This window comes from Paenibacillus selenitireducens (assembly GCF_002021565.1).
GTDB lineage: Bacteria > Bacillota > Bacilli > Paenibacillales > Paenibacillaceae > Paenibacillus_K > Paenibacillus_K selenitireducens.
Window position 1 is genome coordinate 352,123 of record NZ_MSZX01000001.1, and the last position, 17,755, is coordinate 369,877.

Sequence of the window (17,755 nt, forward strand, 5' to 3'; positions counted from 1 at the left end):
ATCATGATAAACAGCCTAACAACCCGCCACCCCAACAGGGGTGAGCGGGTTGTTTATTTCGTTAACCTTTGACAGATCCGGCTAACATGCCTTTCATAATTTGCTCTTGGAAGACGAGATAAATGATGATGGTCGGGATAACCGACATGGCTAAGGCAGCGAGCGTTAGACTATAGTCTGTCCCGTAGCCATCGGCAAATACCGAAAGGCTAAGCGGCAACGTCTTTAAAGATGGTTTACTGATGAAGACGAGCGGGAAGGCGAAGTCATTCCAGAACCGCAGGAACGCAAGCACGGCAATTGTCGATAAAGCAGGTAAAGATAACGGCATGATGATGCGAAGGAACATCGTCCAATATCCTGAGCCGTCGATATGTGCAGCGTCTTCAAGTTCTTTGGGAAATGAAGTCATATACGCGCTGAGGATGAAGATCCCGATCGGTAATTCGAATGCCACATAAGGCAAGATAAGAGCGGCATAGGTATCCAGGATCGACATTTCTTTCATCATAATGAATAGCGGTACGAGCGTACTGTGCACCGGGATGAGCATACCGATCAGGAAGAGCCCCATGATAAGCGGCTTATACCTGAACGTAAACCGGGATAGAACGAACGCTGCCAGGGCACTAATGAATAAAGTAAGTACAAGTGAAATCGATGTGACGATCAAGGAATTGAGAAAAGCAACATCCATGTTCGCCACCGTCCATGCCCGCGAGAAATTCGTGAATTGCCATGAGCTGGGCAAGCTGAACGGATTCGAGAAAAATTGCTCATTGGTCTTAAAAGCACTAATAAATAACCACAGCAGCGGATAGAGTGTCAGCAATGCATACAGGGTAAGACCTGTTGTGATGATGCCGCTGATCCATTTCCGCCACCCAAAGCTGCCTCGCTGAGCGGAGGAAGCCGGTGACATAGCTAGTTGACGCATTAGGTTCCCTCCTTCATAGAGCGACGTCCAAGCCGTCTGTTCCTGTCCGCTCAGAGTGCATTTTTGTTCCGATTCATGAGCAATTGGCTTCCTAGAATCAGGAGCAGGCTGAGGATGACAATGGATGTGGATACCGCACTCCCGTAGCCATATCGGAAAATATTAAATGTATTGTTGTACATGTAGGTGGCGAGAAGCTCTGTTGAATTCGCGGGACCGCCGCGAGTCATAATAAAGATCAAATCAAATGCTTTCAAGCTGCCGGAGATACATAAGATGACAGCGACTTTTATCGTCCCCCAGATGATCGGGAGCGTAATTCGCATAAGCTTCCGAAAGCCTTCTGCTCCATCCATTTTCGCTGCATCATTCACCTCGCCGGGGATATTCTGCAGAGCCGCAATAAACAAGATGAGATAAGGACCAATGTTGCTCCAAATGATCGGAGGACCGATGGAGAACATGGCAACCTTCGGATCTGACAGCCAACCCGCCTTCCATGAAGATAACCCGACGGAATCGAGCAGGAAGTTCAGAATACCAATCTGCGGATGATAGATATACCCCCAGATAAGTCCGATGACAACCGAGGATAACACCATCGGCATGAAGATGGAGGCACGCAGAAATTTCTGAATCCAGGAGTTGCGCGTAAGCAGGATGGCAAGAACTAATGCAATCGGCACTTGACCGAAGATCGAATAAGCTACGATATACAAATTGTTCTTAAATGAGTTCCAGAAGATCGGATCTCGTAGGACTTCCACATAATTGCCCAAGCCAATATACTTGGGTTCCCCAATACCTTTCCAGCTGAAGAACCCGTAATAAGATGACCATATGACCGGGACGACAACGAAGATGAGATAGAGGAGTAACGCAGGGAGCAAGCCTATGAGGATGAATGCTCTTGCGCGAGCTGCTGTTGTCATATCCACCGTTCCTTTTCGTTAGACTATTCTTTTAGGCCTTGTTCTTGCGCATCTTGAATTTTCTTCGCAATTTCCTCTGGCTTCGCACCTAAGAGAAGCTCTTGCAATCCGTTGTTCACGGTTTCCGTAGCTGCGGATGTCAGCTTCGAATCATATACAGGCGTACGCTTCACGCTGTTCACAAGGCTATAGAGATCTGCGAATAACGGTTCAACTTTGCTTTTATCTAAATCTACTTTAAAGCTCACGAGCTGGTTAGCCTCTAGGGTTGTTTTTTGAGCTTCAGGTCCTGCTAAAGCAAGGATAAGCTGATTGGCGATGTCTTTCTTTGCACCTTCAACTTTACTGCTAAGCGCCGGTCCTACGCCGGTCGCTCCCGATACCGAGTTCGGATCCCCTTTGCCATTTGGGATGGAAGGCAATACCGCTACTCCTGTTGCTGCTAATACATCCTTTGGTGCCGTAGCTACGAGATTCGTAACGGCCCATCCGCCTTCGATGATCATGGCTGCTTTGCCTTGCGCATACAATTGTTCCATTTGCGTGGTGTCGATCGCATTGAAGCCTTCCTGGAATGCGCCTGTCGTACCTAATTGCTGCAAGTAGGTTAAGGCTTGAACAAATTCAGGGTCCGTAAATTTCGCTCCATCCTGGGCGACGGCCTTGTCGAACCATTCGGTACCGGTGACTCGGTCTGCTAACGAGCTAAGAATACTGGATTGCGCTAACCAAGGTGCTTTGTTCCCAAGTGCGATCGGAATGATATTTTTTTCTTTTAGCACCTTCACGGCATTTAAGAGTTCGTCCCATGTTTTCGGAACGGTTAGCCCATTTTCGGTCAGGATGGTTTTGTTATAGTAAAGAATGGATGTCGGCGATAAACCCATCGGTGCGCTGTAAGTCTTGCCGTCAAAGGTGAAATCATCGAAGGAGTTCGGCAAGTACCCATCCTTCCACGCGGGATTGCTATCAAGCAGATCATTCAAGGGTTGAACGAGCCCGGCGGATGAGAATTCCTTGGCGATCGTTCCCGGATGCATAATGAACACGTCAGGCAATTCATTCGCAGCTGCGACGGTTTTCAGGCGCTGACGATAGCCGTCAGGCGGAATCGCTTGAATATCGAGCTGTACATTGGCGTGATCTTTCTGGAACTGATCGATAATGCCCCGCATGGCTTTGGCGCGAAGGTCTTCACCCGTAAAGTTATGCCAGAGCGATAGCTTGACTTTCTCTTTAGGTTGTTCCTCGTTCTTCGTTTCTGTCGTTGCAGGTGAGGATTCTTCCTTCGCAGGCGTACTGCTGCTGCCGCATCCCGCCAACGCCACGCTAAACATCATCAATAGCAATAGAGCATGAACGAATCTCTTTTTCATGATTGCAACCCCTCCTGATATATGTGATCTACTTCAGTATAGAATCTGCTCTGCGTGCTCAACAGGGGACATCATTCAGGAGCAGGGTAGATAGAATTCAGTTTCTTTCGCGATATTCCGAAGGCGTTCTCCCCGTATGTTTCTTGAATAACTGACTAAAATACTTCATGTCTTCATAGCCGACGGCCTTGGCAACTTGACTGATCTTTGTCTCCGACTCCGCTAGAATTTCCATCGCGCGGTTCATGCGCTCACGTGTAATAAATTCAATGTAGTTCAATCCTGTCTCCCGTTTGAACACTTCACTGAAATGATTCGGATTCAAATGCACCTGTCTCGCCACTTGCTGCAACGTGATACTCGTGTGCAGATGCTCCCGAATATAGACCATCGCGCGTCCAATGTAGGAATTCCCTCGATGTTCCACGCTAGATTCCCGGTATGTATCCATGATGGAGCAGCATGTTCGGTATAAGGCTTCTTCAGGATGATCATTGAGTTGGATGGTTTCCTGCGGGTTGCCGTCTAAAGGGTTGTCCTCCTTGCACGCTACCGGATTTACACGTTCTAACCATCGATACCCCGAGATAAGCACGGATTGGAGATACGCGAGCAAGGAAGCAGGTGTCGCTTGGTCATCTTGGATTTGCTCGGCAATACGATCACGGATCCATACATGCAGTTCCGCACGGTTCCCTTTCACCAGAATGGAGGATAGGGCCGCCTCTTCTTCACGAGAGCATACGGACCTTCCTCCCTTGCGATGTTGAATATGTTCATAGGAGAGTGTTTCTTGCCCCCCAGAGATATATCGATATGCCAGCGTATGTTCAGCTTCGCGGTAAGAATCTTTCCATCCGGTATACGAAGATACATAGGCGCCTAAGGCCGCAAAGATGGAGCATTTTAATAAGGCTTCGATCCTCGTGATGATACGGGCAATGTCGCTGGATGGATCCATAGGGCGATGATCGAAGCGTAAAAGAATAAGGAGCGAATCGGGACGCAGAATCGTCTCGCAGCTGAATGATTCGCACATCATATTTTCAATGGCAAATAAGAGAAGCGCAGACTCGTCCCAACCCGAGGCGGTAATCAGCATGACTTGATAGGCGAACGGAGGCGGGACGAGATCGAAATGCTCTTGTGCGGACAACCGCATGTCTTCGCTGACGACGCCTTCTGTGATCAACTGCTCGAGCAGCTGCGTCCGGTAAGCCTGATGGTGGCGTGATTCCCGTTTCTCTTCCGCCCATCGATCTTGAATCCGCTGCTGGGCTTTGACCATCGTCTTGATAATCTCTTCCGGTCGGCTGGTTTTGAGCAGATAATCGCTTACGCCTTCACGCAAGGCTTGTTGTGCATAGGAGAATTCGTCGTATCCCGACAAGATGACCACTTCAATATCGGGGTAATGCGTGCGAAGATGAGCTGCCAACTCCAGTCCGTTCATGCCCGCCATTCGAATGTCCGTAAGGACCAACTGCGGTTGTTCTATCGGCAATCGTTCCAGCGCTTCCTCTGCGGATGCCGCAGGGGGCAGAACTTGAATGCCTAAGCCGTGCCAGTCGATAACTTGACTGATTCCCGTACGGATAATGACTTCATCGTCAACAATAAGTAACTTCAAATTAAATCCTCCTTGTAAGGAATGCTGAATGAGACTTGTGTCCCATGACCAGCAATACTCTCGATGGTTAATCCTGTATCTTGTCCGTAATGAAGCTGCAGGCGTTGATGTACATTCCGAAGACCGTAACTTCCTTGGGGTCCTGCATGTTGGTCCATTGGGGCCTCCAGCTGCTGGCGAATCAACTGCAATTGCTCGGTCGTAAGTCCTTTTCCAGAATCTTCGACGGAGAAATGCATCCACCCCTCATTCAACGGCTGTGCACGAACGGAGATATATCCGTTATCCTGCTGTTGCATGATGCCATGAATGATGGCGTTTTCAATAAGCGGTTGAAGAAGAAGCTTCAACATCCATTTGGACTCGATCGCTGCATCGATGATAAATTCAATTTCAAATTGATTTGGATAGCGAATGTTCTGAATGCTGGCATAATGCCGTGCATGTTCCATCTCTTGCTTGACGTGGCAATATTCATGGCCCCGGTTCAGGCTAAATCGCAGAAAGTCGCTTAAGGAGCCTACCATTTCAGCGATCTTCGAATCTCGGTTCATGAGCGCCATCCAATGGATGGAAGCCAGCGTATTGTATAGAAAATGCGGATTGATTTGCGCTTGGAGCGCTTGCATATCAGCTTCTTTCTTCAGCGCTTCATTGCGCTGGACTTGATTCATTAACCGTTGAATCCGCTCGCCTAGCTTGTTATAGCTATGAATGAGCAGACCGACCTCATCGGACGAGGTCACGCGAATCGCGACGACATCATCATCCGGCTGAAAGTCTTTCAACGAATGAGCTAACGATTGCAGCGGCTTGGTCACGCGTTGGACGAAAAAGAGCACAAATGCCGCGATAATCAGCATGGCAAGTCCGACAGCTAGAGCTGTTATGGATAGTACATACCGGTTCTGGGCTTGATATTGCTCGAAAGGGATGACGGCCATAAGCGTCCAATTCACGTTCGGAACCTTATAGTAGACGATCGTTTTTTTGGCTGCACCCGATCCGTAATTCATGAAGCCACGCGGATCATCCATGGCGCTCAGGTTAGGAAATAGCTTCGTAACGGGCTGTGTAAGGTAATCGCGTTGGCCCCCGGAGATGATCTTGCCTTCTTGATCCAGGAGCAGGACATAGCCGTCCCCATCAATACCGGGCTTTAAAATAAAGTCCGCAATGGCGGATTCATGGATGCTAATGGATAGGACTCCTTTGGACCGATAGGTCGTCATGCTGCCAATCGGACGAAGGAGTGAGATCACTTTTTCTTCTCCTGTGGTTGTTACGTTCTCATACAACGAGGTCCACCATTTGGTACCGGGTTGCGTGTTCACGGGATGGGTCGGTGTTAAGGACAAGCCGTTCTGAAAGATCGTGGTGTTGGATAAGGAATGATTGCGATTGTTCGGATAGATGGAGATATCTGAAATATACTTTTTGGAAAATACGAGATTGGATAAGAAGCCCATGATCTTAATCTGCAGCGAGCCGTTCTGATTCGGCTTGGCCAGATACTGCTGAATATCTTCTTGTCCGATCAGGAAGATGGACATATTCTCGACATCTTGAATAATAAACTCCAGATTCGTGTCAATCTGACGAAGAATGCTCATGCTGGATTGTTTGGCTTTCTCTTCCGCTTCGAGGGCTGCGATCGTGTAGAGCACATATCCGAGCGATAACAGCGGTACGAGAATCGAACCGAGCAGAATCACCGACAGTTTACGTTTCAAAGACTTGCCTAACCAACGTTGCATCGTGATGGGACACTCCTTTTGAGGGTGAAGTATGTACGTTGCTAGAATTATACAGTACCTTATGTGGGTTGGGGAGGGAGATATTTGGCTAGTGCGGAAGTGATCGCGAGATTCAAAGATCTCTGCCGTAGAATGTTAACTAATGCATAAATAAGTCATGCGAGGAGGAAAAAAAGTCTTTCAGGGGCAAATTAATGGACGTAATAAGCAACAATTATTATGGTATACTCGTCTAAATTAATGAATGTAAGTTAAAATTTAGGAGGTATGATATGAAGAAGAAAACGATGATTATATCAACTTTAGCGATGGTGATGGTTTTATGTGGGACTATATATTTCATTCAATCCCCTGTTAAATTAAATACAAATATGGCTAAAGGAACTGAAACTAAACTAGACGAATCACAGCTTATCTCAAAAGAAGAATATACAGAAATGAGTAAAATTATTATCGATTACAATAAAGGTTTGATTCCCGAGTCTGAACTTGCAAAGGCCGAAAAATTACTTAAAAAGCATCCGGAACTAAAATCTAAAAATCCCGTTCCTTATAAGCAGAAATAAAAAATCAAGAGACTGGGTGCTGATTGTTGCTTGCCTATGACGATGGTTATTATCGCGCGGCTGCAGCTCATGTTCTTAGAAGACGTCCTAGGGGGAGTATAGGGGGAAAGAGAATAAGCTGACCGTTATCAAAAGAAAAGGATCAGCTTGTTGGATTGGCTTCGGAGGTTGTCGTTTCATCATATCGGGCTAAGGCCCGCGTCGCAGATTCGTACATCCGCTGCTTAAAGTGCTCGCTCTCGATCACCTTGACGCGCATCCCAAGAAACCGAAGCTTCGATAGTATATATTCGCTTTCATCCTGTAGGAAAGTTAGCTGGATCGTATAGCTATCCTGAGCTTCATCATAGTTGATGTCTTTTTCGAAACAGGAAAAGGCGTATAAGATACGAGAAAGCTCGCGGTTATATCTTCGAAGCACGAGAATCGTTGCCTGACGTTGATTGGCGGCGTGACGGCTTTCGATCTCCGATTGAATATGCTCTATTTGCGTCGGAGTTATCGACGATTCAGCGACATCCACGATCTGCTGAAGCCGTGTATGCATCAAGGTCCGTCGTCGTAGGTTGTACCACAAGAGGTACCATTCTCGCTTTACCATCGAATATTCCAGCTTATAGGCATACCCTGCTTCCTCATGATAGATCCGACCATCCTTGATCTTGTAAGTTAATTGAACCCCAGTTTGCCGAAGGATTAGCCGCCGCAGGGTTCGGAGATGCGGATGATAAACATGCTTATCCTTGCTTCCCGCTTTTTCCAACAGTGCCGTGGAGACGTCGAATGTTGCGTCTTGGCGAAGCAGCGTCTGAAGTTTGTCTAAAGTCACAGGCGAGAAAGCTTCATGCGCGGAAGGATGCTGCAGCATGGTTTTGAGCCATGTCCGCTCTTGCGATGTGATCATGAAGGCGCCTTGTTCCTCTATTCGTGATAAAAGTTGGTAGTTAAATATTTTCTCGAACAGCTGCATAGTAATCTCGAATCTCCTTCCATTCTGCCATCATTTCTTCCCGCAGAGAACGCGGTTCGAGCACTTCGCAGCTAGAACCGAAGCTTCGAATCCAAGGTTTGATTTCCAACGTGCCATTCACGGTGATCTCGAAGATGAAGGATTCATTCGTCGTGTTCGAAACCATACCCCATTGTCCTTGCAGAAGTACTCGCTCATGAATGAAATTCGGTATCGGGGGTTCGGGCGTGAAGAATCGAATCCTTATGTTGACGGGATGCCCTGTATCGACGAGCCAGCTATGTTGTATTTTGTGCTCCAGTTCGCTTCTCTTCGCTTGAAATAGCGCTTCTTCAACGGGTTCATCTTCCACTAATTGTGTGATTCCTTCCATACGAAACTTTCGGATTCCATACCTAGAGCTGTACCCGATCAGATAATATCTCCCATACTGATGATCATAAATGATCGCAAGCGGGAGTGTCTGCTCCTGCTTTCCTTCAAGATCCCGTTCATAGAGCGGATTCGTGTTCTGTGACGTATAGGTTTGGGGACTTTTCGGCGAAAAATACGTAAATCTCACCTTCCGACGGGCATGGATAGCTTGCAGCAATGTGAACAGATGCGCTTCGTCCAGAATACGGGAAGGATAGTGGTATTTATAGAGAAAAGGCTCCGTAAACGCCGGGATCGCTTCATGACGTTGGATGAATTTCAGTAATCCTTCGCGGAGCAAGTACCCTTGTACGGAGGGGATCTGTGTATTCGCCATGATATCGACGAAATCATATAAATCGATGAGTTCATCCGATGTTAGTTGTTGCACAAGATCGTTATCGATTCGGTACCGATAGGGACGAGGTCCTGATTCTTTGCGAATGACACCGACCTGCTCCAAATACTTCACGTCTGCCCGAATCGTCTTCTCATCCGGAAGCGCAGCATCAGAAGGGAGCGTGTTACCGCAGATCTCTAAGAGCTCCATCGCGGTATAGGCACGTTCGTTCATGGCCGCGACCAGTGTGGAGATGCGCTGACTCTCTGATTCTTTGAGTGATTTCGCTCGGAAAAGAAACAAGAGGATGGGGCTTGTCGTATCGTAATATCGATATCGGAGTGTCTCCGTGAATTCCTTCTCGGTTATCGAACGTTCTGGATGAATCGTTCCTACAATATCTTTGAGACGGCGAAGGGTCTTATCAATCGAATGTACAGATAATCCTAACCGATCGGCAAGCTGCTGACGATTGTATGCGCCGCTCGTAAGCATGAACAAGCGTAATAATTGGATTTCTTTATCGAAGCTTTCTTTGGCCATGCTCGCGTCCTCCTTGTTCGATCGCACTTCTTTCATTGTATCAGGCCGTAGAAGGGGATAAAATGGAAACTTTTTTAGCGTCGTAATACTTTCGCCATGTTCGTGATGGATGAAATGAGCGATGATAGGGCAAGAACAGCACGATGATGCACGTCATTGGACGTTATCATAGATCGATTCATGGATGGGTGACTGTACCTGGGCTTGGACTTCAAAGGTTCGGCAGTGCGCGCATATCCTATATGCATGTATGCTGTACAGCTCTTTCCCGGCATGTATCCACCAACAGGGGTTCGATTCCCCACATCGATAGGGCCGATGAACTGGTAGTGTACTCGACTTTCAATCGAGAATTACAAATTATTCGACTGAAGCAGAGAGATGCTCAGTGGCTAAGGCAGCACACTGCGCTGAAGCTCAGTAATCCGCAGATACCGACTAGGGCAAGTCTCTATTGGCGCTGAATCATCCGGTGAATTCGAAATGGATTGCCGTTGAATCTTTGGGTAATTCATCTGGATGAACGGTTAGCGAAGAGAATTTCTCTTTTCTTAAGCGAGATTCCGCGGATGCCGCAGGAGGATCTCTCAAGCAAGGTCAACCATGGAACAGCAGTGATGAGGCTGCTGAAGGAGGCAACAATCATGTTTACATTCAAAAAAACGACGATACATACCGATGAGCGCGGTCTGCTATTCCGCACGGAAGCTTTGCCAAATTGTTAACGCCAGGAACCTATCGGTTTTCACCTTTTTCAGATGATACGGTTATAGTTATGAATGTGATGAAACCATTTGTGGTGGAAGGTAAGGAGTTGCATATCTTCATGCAAAATGACCTGCTGTTACAAGAACTGGAGATAATCGAAGTGCAGGATTATGAATACGTGCTTCATTACGTGGACGGCAAGTTCGCCGGTCTGCTCAAATCAGGCCGATATGCATTTTGGAACGTATTCCAACAGCACACGACGATACGCATCGACCTTCGGCATCCTGAATTATCGCTAGACGTAGAGAGAGCGATCTTGCCGAAAATCGCTGCTTATATTCAATCTTTTGAAGTGATGAGCCACGAGTCGGGCGTGCTCTTCTACAACAATGAGATGTTGCGTGAACTTAAGCCAGGCAAGTACTACTTCTGGAAGAGTCCCGTTTCGGTTGCCGTAAAAACCGTCGACCTGCGTCAACAGCAGCTGGATATGACAGGTCAAGAAATGATGACAGAAGACAAAGTCACGTTACGGTTAAATTTCGTCTGTCAGTATCGCATTCTTAATCCTTTAAAGGCGCTGGAAATCAAGTCCTTCGAGGAGCAGATGTATGTGCAGTTGCAGCTTCTTCTGCGAGAATATGTCGGGACGATGAAGCTGGATGACTTGCTTCGCATGAAGCAGGAAATCGGGATGTTCGTATTGACTCGTTTAAATGAGAAGCTTATCGAGGAAGGCGTACAATTTCTATCCGCAGGGGTGAAGGATATCATTCTGCCAGGGGAAATCAAGGATATTCTGAATACCGTGCTGCTTGCTGAGAAAAGGGCACAAGCCAACCTCATCACACGTCGGGAAGAGACGGCTTCGACCCGCAGCCTGTTGAATACCGCGAAGCTGATGGATGAGAACCAGACGCTGTACCGATTGAAGGAGCTTGAATTCTTGGAGAAAATTTGCGAGAAAATCGGCACCATATCCTTGACCGGGGGAGGGAATTTGCTGGAGAAGCTGAATTCCTTAGTAGGAGATAAAACGACTGGCAAAGGAGATGCGCGATGAATCGACTTATGAATCGAATCCAAAGATCGTCTTCAGGATATATCCGCTCGCATGGTTGAATTACGAGGTCACAGGAGCTAGATAAATAGATAATAGAACCCCCAATTCACCTCAGGTGCAACGGGGGTTCTTGATGTTTTGAACGTTACATGGATTCGGTCATGGACTGCGGCTTGATTCTCGTTATATCGGCTTCTTCTTGTAGATTTAACACAGGCAGCCGATAGATACTGCGATGCTTACCCGGTCCGTAATAATCCGTCTCGTCATGGCTCCATTGAAAGCCAAAGGCTTGAAGAGCCTTGATTGATGCGCTATTCGTGTCATTGACGGTAACCCAAATATTTTGTAGATGGGGGAACGAGCGAAGAGCAGACAATCTGGCTTCAATCAGTCGTTTGCCAATGCCTTGTCCTTGAAAGTCAGGAGCCACGTTGCTGAATAACATCCACCCTGATCGCTGTGTCATATCGATCCCTGCGCAACTAAACCCGACAAGCCGGCCCTCATGGGTTGCTTTGAAGATTAGGTTGGGAAACAATTCGAAGTATTTTTTTAATTCATGTTTGTTCATCCGGTCTGGCAGCGTTAAATCGGCTAACGTAATCATGTCCGAATAATCTTCTCGCTGTACAAGTTCAATTTGGATATTCATGGTGAACAGCCTCCCTGGGGTGGAATGGTATCGATGGATACGTCCAGCATAACAGAGGCTTGTTAAGCGAGTTCACAACTTATATAAAGTTTTTGTATAATGATGCCGGAATGAGATCAAACGAATGGCATTCAATAATGGATTGCGTTATGATGAATGGTATTGTAAAGAAGATATAAAATATCGAGGTGGATCTACGTTGAAAACAGTCGTCGTTGTAGGTGGAGGAATTACAGGCTTATCCACGGTGTACTATTTACAAAAACAGGCCAAAGCACATCAATTAGATATCAAGCTTGTTCTGCTTGAGGAGAACGAAATGCTTGGCGGCAAAATTAACACGGTCCATCATGGTGATTTCTATATGGAGGTCGGTGCGGATTCCATTGTTGCGCGTAAGCCCAATGTCGCCCCTCTGATGGAAGAATTGAACATACAAGATCAAGTCGTGTATAACGCGACAGGAACTTCTTTTATCTATACGGAAGGCCAATTGAAGAAGATCCCCGAGGACGCTGTATTCGGTATTCCGCTTAGCATTGAGTCGCTTGCAACGAGTGAACTGATCTCTGCGGAAGGGAAGGTTGAGGCGCTGAAAGACTTGTATACGCCGAACGATTCCTTTACCAAACATGATTCGATCGGATTGTTCCTGGAAGCTTGCTTCGGACGAGAAATGGTAGAGAAGCAGATTGCTCCCGTCTTATCGGGTGTATATTCAGGCAAACTGAACGAATTAACGATCGCGTCGACGCTGCCTTATTTACTGGAGTATAAGAAAGAATACGGAAGTATTATTAAAGGGTTATCCGCGAATCGGCAGAAATTTAAAGGTGCCAGCGATAAAAAGTTCCTTTCGTTTACCCAAGGAATGAATGTATTGATCGAAGCCATGGAAAATCAATTGTCAGACGTGGACATCCAAAAAGGGGTACAGGTCCAGCAGATTGTGAAGGATCAAGAACAATATAGGATCTCGATGTCTAATCAGTCGGACATCTTGGCGGATTTTGTGGTGATGACTACGCCGAATGCCGTAACACATGCGTTACTTCAAGCCAAGGAACTGGATGATGAGTTCAATCAACTACAGAACAGTTCGATGATTAGTGTATACCTTGGTTTTGACGTGCAAGACAGTGTATTGCCTCAGGACGGGACGGGCTTTATTGTAGCTGATAGTCGTGATTTGCGTTGTAATGCATGTACGTGGACAAGCCGGAAGTGGGAGCATACCTCCGCGCGTCATCAACTGCTCGTCAGATTATTTTATAAAAGTTCAAATCCTGCCTTCGCTGCATTACACCAGATGACGGAAGAAGAAGTTATGAACGAAGCATTAAAAGATATCGAGTTGAGCTTGGGTATCACGGATCAACCTGTCTCCTATGAGGTTACGAAATGGATGAATTCCATGCCATATTATCACATCAAACACCATCAAATCGTTGAAGCGCTGGAACAGAAGTTAGCTGCCCTGTACCCTCGTGTGCTGTTGGCTGGATGTTCGTATTATGGCGTCGGTATACCGGATTGCATCGCGAACGGGGAACGAACAGCTGAAACTATTGTGGAACAGATCGAAGCGGGCATGCGGGTCTAGCCGATAAAACGTGAATTAAAAATAAATGGGAAGAGTCGCTAGTATCGAGAGACTCTTCTTTTTTTTAACTACAAGAATAAGAATCTGATAATGCTCAACGTCGAAGGTTTTCCAAATGGAGGGTCTTTTTCATAAATCAATGGACGGTTACAATCCGGTTCGAATCCTCTATGATGGTACCATATCAAGTGGAAACCTGAGGTCGTCATAATTATCATCTTATGTCTGGTTTAGGGACACACATGGTAAAGGAGGGGACGAAATGGACGTACCTGCTGGGGTATGGATCGTGGGCGGCATTATTATCATTATTTTGTCTTGGATAACATTCTGGGTGACGAATAAAGCTTACTCGAAGAAATGGGAAAATGATGAACAGGATTTTATCAAATAAGTAAAACTCCATATAAATGTTTAACCACCTCGACAAATGGTTAATGAAAAACAAGAAGACGCTCTAGTCTATACTAGGGCGTCTTTTCGTGCATGAACCTCATGCAGCTTGATGCCGATATGGTCTAAGAAATGACGGACAATTTTGGTCTGGTACGCTTTTCGTAAGGAGAGGGGGAGCTCCCAAGAGGTTTCGACGGTGACGGCTTTCGCTTTGAATAACGTGACAGCCGCAAATCTGGCCGATCCAGGTAAATGCCGAAGACGTAAGTTGAATTTTCGCTTTTTGGAGGAGATATCGCGATTCAATTTATGGATGATTTTTCGGGAAAGGGTTGCCGATGCACTCCAGTGATTAGTTATTAACGACTGGCCAAGGTATTTTCGACTCACATTGGAGAACCCATTAGCTTCGTGTAGATCTAATACCCAGGATGGACGATAGCGATTAGCAACTCGAATAATAGCAGCGGATAGCGGATGTCTTGCTGATTGTCCTTTTGCTTTGGGAAAAGTACGATTGAGATCCGGTAGGCCTCGAATACGCAGGCCATATGCGCTTTGATTCACAATCGGAATAATGACCAGTGTACCAGTATCGAAGCGAAGCTGCCCTCGCTGCAAGCGATGAATCAGACTTGTCGCAGCGGCGATGCTTCCGACTTCATTCCCGTGAATCCCTGCCGTGATCATCACGACGGGACCGTGTTGTTCGCCGCGAGCCACATAGTACGCTGTCTTGAATTTCGTTTTTCTGGCCAATGTAAGTTTCTCGATTCGCAAGTTCCATCACCTCGAAGTTAATATACTAAAAATCTGTACGAATGGTTCGTATCCCCTTCCTCAGATCATGGTGATGATGGAATACGAGATCAATGAGGTGTGTTAAATATATGGGGTATATGCGCGTATTTTGGGTGGTGTATGGAAGACAGGGGCCTATCAACATCCGAAAGCGGGGTGAATAGTGTATAGTGTCGTGTCATTTTAGGGCATAGGTGGATGATTGAAGTGAAATTGTTGATTATTGCTCCAGAACAAAATCCAGTTCCCCCTCCTGTCGGCGGGTCTGTTGAGAATTGTATTTTTCAAATATCGAAGCAAATATCGAATCGGCATCAAGTGACGATCGTCAGCTTGCAGCGGAAAGGGCTCCCAAAGAAGACGAAGATGGGTCATGTCACCATCCTGCGGGTACGAGGGGGTTCGAAAAAAACGTACTTGTCCCATGTGATGAAAAAAGTTAAAGGAGGGCATTTCGATCTTATTCAGATCGATAATCGACCGAGTTTTGTTCGAGTCGTACGTCGAGCATTTCCCACAACACCGATTTCTGTATTTCTGCACTCCGTCACGTTCGTGACATCTCCAATGACAACGAGACGACAAGCTGCAATCGATTTACGTGAAGCGGATCTGATCATTGGTAATAGCGGCTCCCTAAAGAGAACTTTGCAGCACATGTTCCCTCAACATAAGAAAAAGATAAAATACGTGCATCTTGGGGTTGATTTGACGCAATTTCATCCCGGTAAGCAAATCTCTCAGGGTCGATTCCGGGTTCTATTCGCCGGAAGATTGATCCCGAGAAAAGGGATTCCCGTCCTCATGAAAGCGATCCATATCGCCCGTAAAACTGCACCGGCTGTTCATCTCACAGTAGCGGGAGGAACACATCATGCTGCGTATAAAAAACATCTGAAGAAATTGGCATCCTCATTGCGTCTACCTGTCACATTCATAGGCAATGTCTCTCGAAGCCGAATGCCTGCATTCTATCGGTCTGGAAATTGCTTCGTGTGTCCCTCGCAAAAGCTGGAAGCCTTTGGTCTCGTGAATGTTGAAGCCATGGCCTCAGGATTGCCTGTCATCGCATCCCATAATGGAGGCATCCCTGAGATTGTGAAGCATGAATCCAATGGTCTCCTCGTCAAGTCTTATCGTCATCCGGAGGCGTTCGCCAAACATATTGTGTATCTTGCAAAACATCCTGAAGTGGTGAGACGACTCGGAAAGCAGGCCAGAAAAGATGTAGAAACCCATTTCAGTTGGAAAAAAACAGCGAAGAATCTCATGCAGATCTATCAGTCAGCTATTTAACGTGGAGGGATGAGCGGTGGGTCGATATGTGGTGAGCAAATGGAAGAAAACAAAAGCGCTCGAGGAATATGAAAGCTTGAAGCAGGTCATTCCAGATACCGTCCGGATGACGAAAACCAGCTTACAGAATCACCTGAAAGAATATGAAATGGTCTATATTAAGCCTGATTCCGGAACGTTTGGCAATGGTGTCATGCGTGTCAAAAAAACGAAAAACGGCTACCGTTATCAGCTGGGTGTAAAAATCCGTGATTTCGCATCCTATTCACCCATGTATAAGTCGATTCTAAGACATACCAAAGGAAAGCGGTACTTGGTGCAACAGGGTATTCATCTACTCAAACATCATGGCAGATCCTTTGATCTTCGGGTTATGGTCCAGCGCTCACCGAAGAAATCATGGGAAACGACGGGGATTATCGGGCGTGTAGCGGCTCCGCGTAAAATCGTGACCAATTATCATAGCGGTGGAACGCTCGTCGTAGCGGAGAAGCTGCTTGGCCAACATACAAAAAATTTAAAAACGCAGCTCCAATCCTTAGATAAGCTTGGGGTTAAGGTTGGCGAGGCGATGGGTAAAAAATTCCCCGGCGTATGCGCGTTAGGTTTGGATGTGGCTATGGATGAAAGCCTGACACCGTGGATTCTCGAAGTGAACACGAGTCCAGATCCTTTCATTTTCCGCAAACTGCCGGATCCATCGATTTTCAGAAAAATCCGCCGATATTCGAGGTTATGTAAGAAGTAATGTTCACCCCCGGCCGCATAGAACCAATCTACGGATCGAATATCTCGCCAGTTCAAGCAGTCACGAAACAGCCTGTTTCCTGTTACATGGAGGGCTGTTTTTTATTGTCTGTTATTACTGTGAAAATGGCTGTGTATGGGACGGATTGAACTGGAAATGATTCGCACATAAAAGGAATCCTGTGTTAAGCTAAGACGTAAGCGATTATTTCGTTGGTTCAGATCTTGATCTCGTAAAGGAGCGTTATTCTCATGGCAAAAGTCGTTATTATCTCGGGAAGTCCGACACCGACTTCTCGTCTGAATGCATTAATGGAGCGGAGTCAGTCGTATTTGCAGCAGCAGGGCTTCGAAGTAAATACCATCACGGTAGCCTCGCTGCCTGCGGAGGATTTAATCAAAGCCAATTGGAATAGTGAAGAAATTCAAGCGGCGATCAAGCTTGTGGATGAAGCAGAGGGAGTTATCTTGGCAAGCCCAGTTTACAAAGCAGCTTATACCGGCGTATTGAAAGTATTCCTGGACTTGTTACCCCAGAAGGGACTCGAAGGGAAGCTGGTACTGCCATTGTTCGTGGGCGGATCCATGGCGCATTTATTATCGATAGATTATGCGTTGAAGCCGATCGTGTCTGCATTAAGTGGGAAGCATATTTTGAGCGGCGTGTATGCCGTGGATGCGTGGATTCAGCGTTTAGAAGAAGGCGGGTATTCGATGTCTGAGGAGTTAGAAGAGCGACTGGCTCGAACGTTGAAGGAATTCGAAACCGTATTGGCGTGGAGAAAGACTCTGCCGAAAGAACTGGTCTAATTATTATTACATACCATTACATTTCCATAAAGAGGCGCCTCCTTGGATGCGTCTTTTTTGTGTTGAATAAGCTTTCTTGGAAAGCGGAGTGGTAAAAGATTGTCTGACGACGAGTTTTGGCTTTTTCCCCCGACATCTATGTTTTGGATCAAATAAGAGGGGGAAAAAACAAGATGTTTGAGTAAAAGGAGGACAACTTTTTCCGGGA

At 46.5% G+C, this 17,755-nt stretch carries 15 protein-coding genes and 1 pseudogene; 7 read left to right on the plus strand and 9 right to left on the minus strand.

From position 1 onward, the window contains the following. Nucleotides 1-61: 61 nt before the first annotated feature. The 5 genes from BVG16_RS01550 to BVG16_RS01570 form a co-directional block, all read right to left on the minus strand. Entirely contained in the window at nt 62-937 is an 876-nt protein-coding gene (locus BVG16_RS01550; RefSeq protein WP_078496779.1) for a carbohydrate ABC transporter permease, read from the minus strand. 50 nt (nt 938-987) lie between these two features. Continuing rightward, nucleotides 988-1,869 (minus strand): carbohydrate ABC transporter permease, encoded by an 882-nt coding sequence (locus BVG16_RS01555; RefSeq protein WP_078496780.1) that lies wholly within the window; start codon nt 1,867-1,869, stop codon nt 988-990. A gap of 23 nt (nt 1,870-1,892) precedes the next feature. After that, a complete protein-coding gene (locus BVG16_RS01560) occupies nt 1,893-3,245 on the minus strand; it encodes an extracellular solute-binding protein (protein WP_078496781.1) in 1,353 nt (450 codons plus the stop codon). 97 nt (nt 3,246-3,342) lie between these two features. Next, nucleotides 3,343-4,875 carry a response regulator gene (locus BVG16_RS01565; RefSeq protein ID WP_078496782.1) on the minus strand — a complete coding sequence of 511 codons (1,533 nt, stop codon included), beginning with the start codon at nt 4,873-4,875 and terminating at the stop codon, nt 3,343-3,345. After that, nucleotides 4,872-6,632: a cache domain-containing sensor histidine kinase gene (locus tag BVG16_RS01570; RefSeq protein ID WP_078496783.1), complete on the minus strand. Its 1,761-nt coding sequence runs from the start codon at nt 6,630-6,632 to the stop codon at nt 4,872-4,874. The genes BVG16_RS01565 and BVG16_RS01570 overlap by 4 nt, the downstream gene beginning before the upstream one ends. A 272-nt stretch (nt 6,633-6,904) precedes the next feature. Between BVG16_RS01570 and BVG16_RS01575 the strand changes: the two genes are divergently transcribed. Then, the gene (locus tag BVG16_RS01575) at nt 6,905-7,198 is read left to right on the plus strand and encodes a hypothetical protein (protein ID WP_078496784.1); all 294 of its coding nucleotides are present in this window, start codon (nt 6,905-6,907) and stop codon (nt 7,196-7,198) included. Nucleotides 7,199-7,340: 142 nt separating this feature from the next. Here the strand turns inward: BVG16_RS01575 and BVG16_RS01580 are convergent, their stop codons facing one another. Next, the gene (locus tag BVG16_RS01580; RefSeq protein WP_078496785.1) at nt 7,341-8,168 is read right to left on the minus strand and encodes a WYL domain-containing protein; all 828 of its coding nucleotides are present in this window, start codon (nt 8,166-8,168) and stop codon (nt 7,341-7,343) included. Continuing rightward, nucleotides 8,143-9,465, minus strand: a complete 1,323-nt coding sequence (locus tag BVG16_RS01585; protein ID WP_078496786.1) for a helix-turn-helix transcriptional regulator — start codon at nt 9,463-9,465, stop codon at nt 8,143-8,145. Before BVG16_RS01585 ends, BVG16_RS01580 begins: the two co-directional genes overlap by 26 nt. Before the next feature lie 644 nt (nt 9,466-10,109). Between BVG16_RS01585 and BVG16_RS01590 the strand changes: the two are divergent. Beyond that, nucleotides 10,110-11,239: pseudogene (locus tag BVG16_RS01590) on the plus strand (slipin family protein). A 145-nt stretch (nt 11,240-11,384) separates the two neighbouring features. Here BVG16_RS01590 and BVG16_RS01595 read toward each other — a convergent pair. Beyond that, on the minus strand, nt 11,385-11,894 hold the full coding sequence (locus tag BVG16_RS01595) for a GNAT family N-acetyltransferase (RefSeq protein ID WP_078496787.1): 510 nt from the start codon (nt 11,892-11,894) through the stop codon (nt 11,385-11,387). Between the two features lie 199 nt (nt 11,895-12,093). On the opposite strand from BVG16_RS01595, the gene BVG16_RS01600 reads away from it, so the two are divergent. Both BVG16_RS01600 and BVG16_RS33640 read left to right on the plus strand, forming a co-directional pair. Beyond that, on the plus strand, nt 12,094-13,497 hold the full coding sequence (locus tag BVG16_RS01600) for a protoporphyrinogen oxidase (protein WP_078497249.1): 1,404 nt from the start codon (nt 12,094-12,096) through the stop codon (nt 13,495-13,497). Nucleotides 13,498-13,759: 262 nt separating this feature from the next. After that, a complete protein-coding gene (locus BVG16_RS33640; protein ID WP_269845569.1) occupies nt 13,760-13,891 on the plus strand; it encodes a hypothetical protein in 132 nt (43 codons plus the stop codon). Nucleotides 13,892-13,959: 68 nt separating this feature from the next. Here the strand turns inward: BVG16_RS33640 and BVG16_RS01605 are convergent, their stop codons facing one another. Continuing rightward, entirely contained in the window at nt 13,960-14,673 is a 714-nt protein-coding gene (locus BVG16_RS01605; protein WP_078496788.1) for a succinylglutamate desuccinylase/aspartoacylase family protein, read from the minus strand. Between the two features lie 228 nt (nt 14,674-14,901). Between BVG16_RS01605 and BVG16_RS01610 the strand changes: the two genes are divergently transcribed. The 3 genes from BVG16_RS01610 to ssuE all read left to right on the plus strand — a co-directional run bounded on the left by BVG16_RS01610 (nt 14,902) and on the right by ssuE (nt 17,547). Then, nucleotides 14,902-15,990, plus strand: coding sequence for a glycosyltransferase family 4 protein (locus BVG16_RS01610; protein ID WP_078497250.1), 1,089 nt, complete (start codon nt 14,902-14,904; stop codon nt 15,988-15,990). A 16-nt stretch (nt 15,991-16,006) separates the two neighbouring features. After that, complete coding sequence (locus tag BVG16_RS01615) at nt 16,007-16,738, plus strand: YheC/YheD family protein (RefSeq protein ID WP_078496789.1); 732 nt, start codon at nt 16,007-16,009, stop codon at nt 16,736-16,738. A gap of 251 nt (nt 16,739-16,989) precedes the next feature. Continuing rightward, nucleotides 16,990-17,547, plus strand: a complete 558-nt coding sequence (ssuE, locus tag BVG16_RS01620; protein ID WP_078496790.1) for an NADPH-dependent FMN reductase — start codon at nt 16,990-16,992, stop codon at nt 17,545-17,547. The last annotated feature ends 208 nt before the right edge of the window (nt 17,548-17,755 follow it).

Excerpts from the sequence above, each read along its gene's own strand:
- BVG16_RS01550 (WP_078496779.1), bottom strand. The coding sequence starts at position 937 with ATGCGTCAACTAGCTATGTCACCGGCTTCCTCCGCTCAGCGAGGCAGC.
- BVG16_RS01555 (WP_078496780.1), bottom strand. The coding sequence starts at position 1,869 with ATGACAACAGCAGCTCGCGCAAGAGCATTCATCCTCATAGGCTTGCTC.
- BVG16_RS01560 (WP_078496781.1), bottom strand. The coding sequence starts at position 3,245 with ATGAAAAAGAGATTCGTTCATGCTCTATTGCTATTGATGATGTTTAGC.
- BVG16_RS01570 (WP_078496783.1), bottom strand. The coding sequence starts at position 6,632 with ATGCAACGTTGGTTAGGCAAGTCTTTGAAACGTAAACTGTCGGTGATT.
- BVG16_RS01575 (WP_078496784.1), top strand. The coding sequence starts at position 6,905 with ATGAAGAAGAAAACGATGATTATATCAACTTTAGCGATGGTGATGGTT.
- BVG16_RS01580 (WP_078496785.1), bottom strand. The coding sequence starts at position 8,168 with ATGCAGCTGTTCGAGAAAATATTTAACTACCAACTTTTATCACGAATA.
- BVG16_RS01585 (WP_078496786.1), bottom strand. The coding sequence starts at position 9,465 with ATGGCCAAAGAAAGCTTCGATAAAGAAATCCAATTATTACGCTTGTTC.
- BVG16_RS01595 (WP_078496787.1), bottom strand. The coding sequence starts at position 11,894 with ATGAATATCCAAATTGAACTTGTACAGCGAGAAGATTATTCGGACATG.
- BVG16_RS33640 (WP_269845569.1), top strand. The coding sequence starts at position 13,760 with ATGGACGTACCTGCTGGGGTATGGATCGTGGGCGGCATTATTATCATT.
- ssuE (WP_078496790.1), top strand. The coding sequence starts at position 16,990 with ATGGCAAAAGTCGTTATTATCTCGGGAAGTCCGACACCGACTTCTCGT.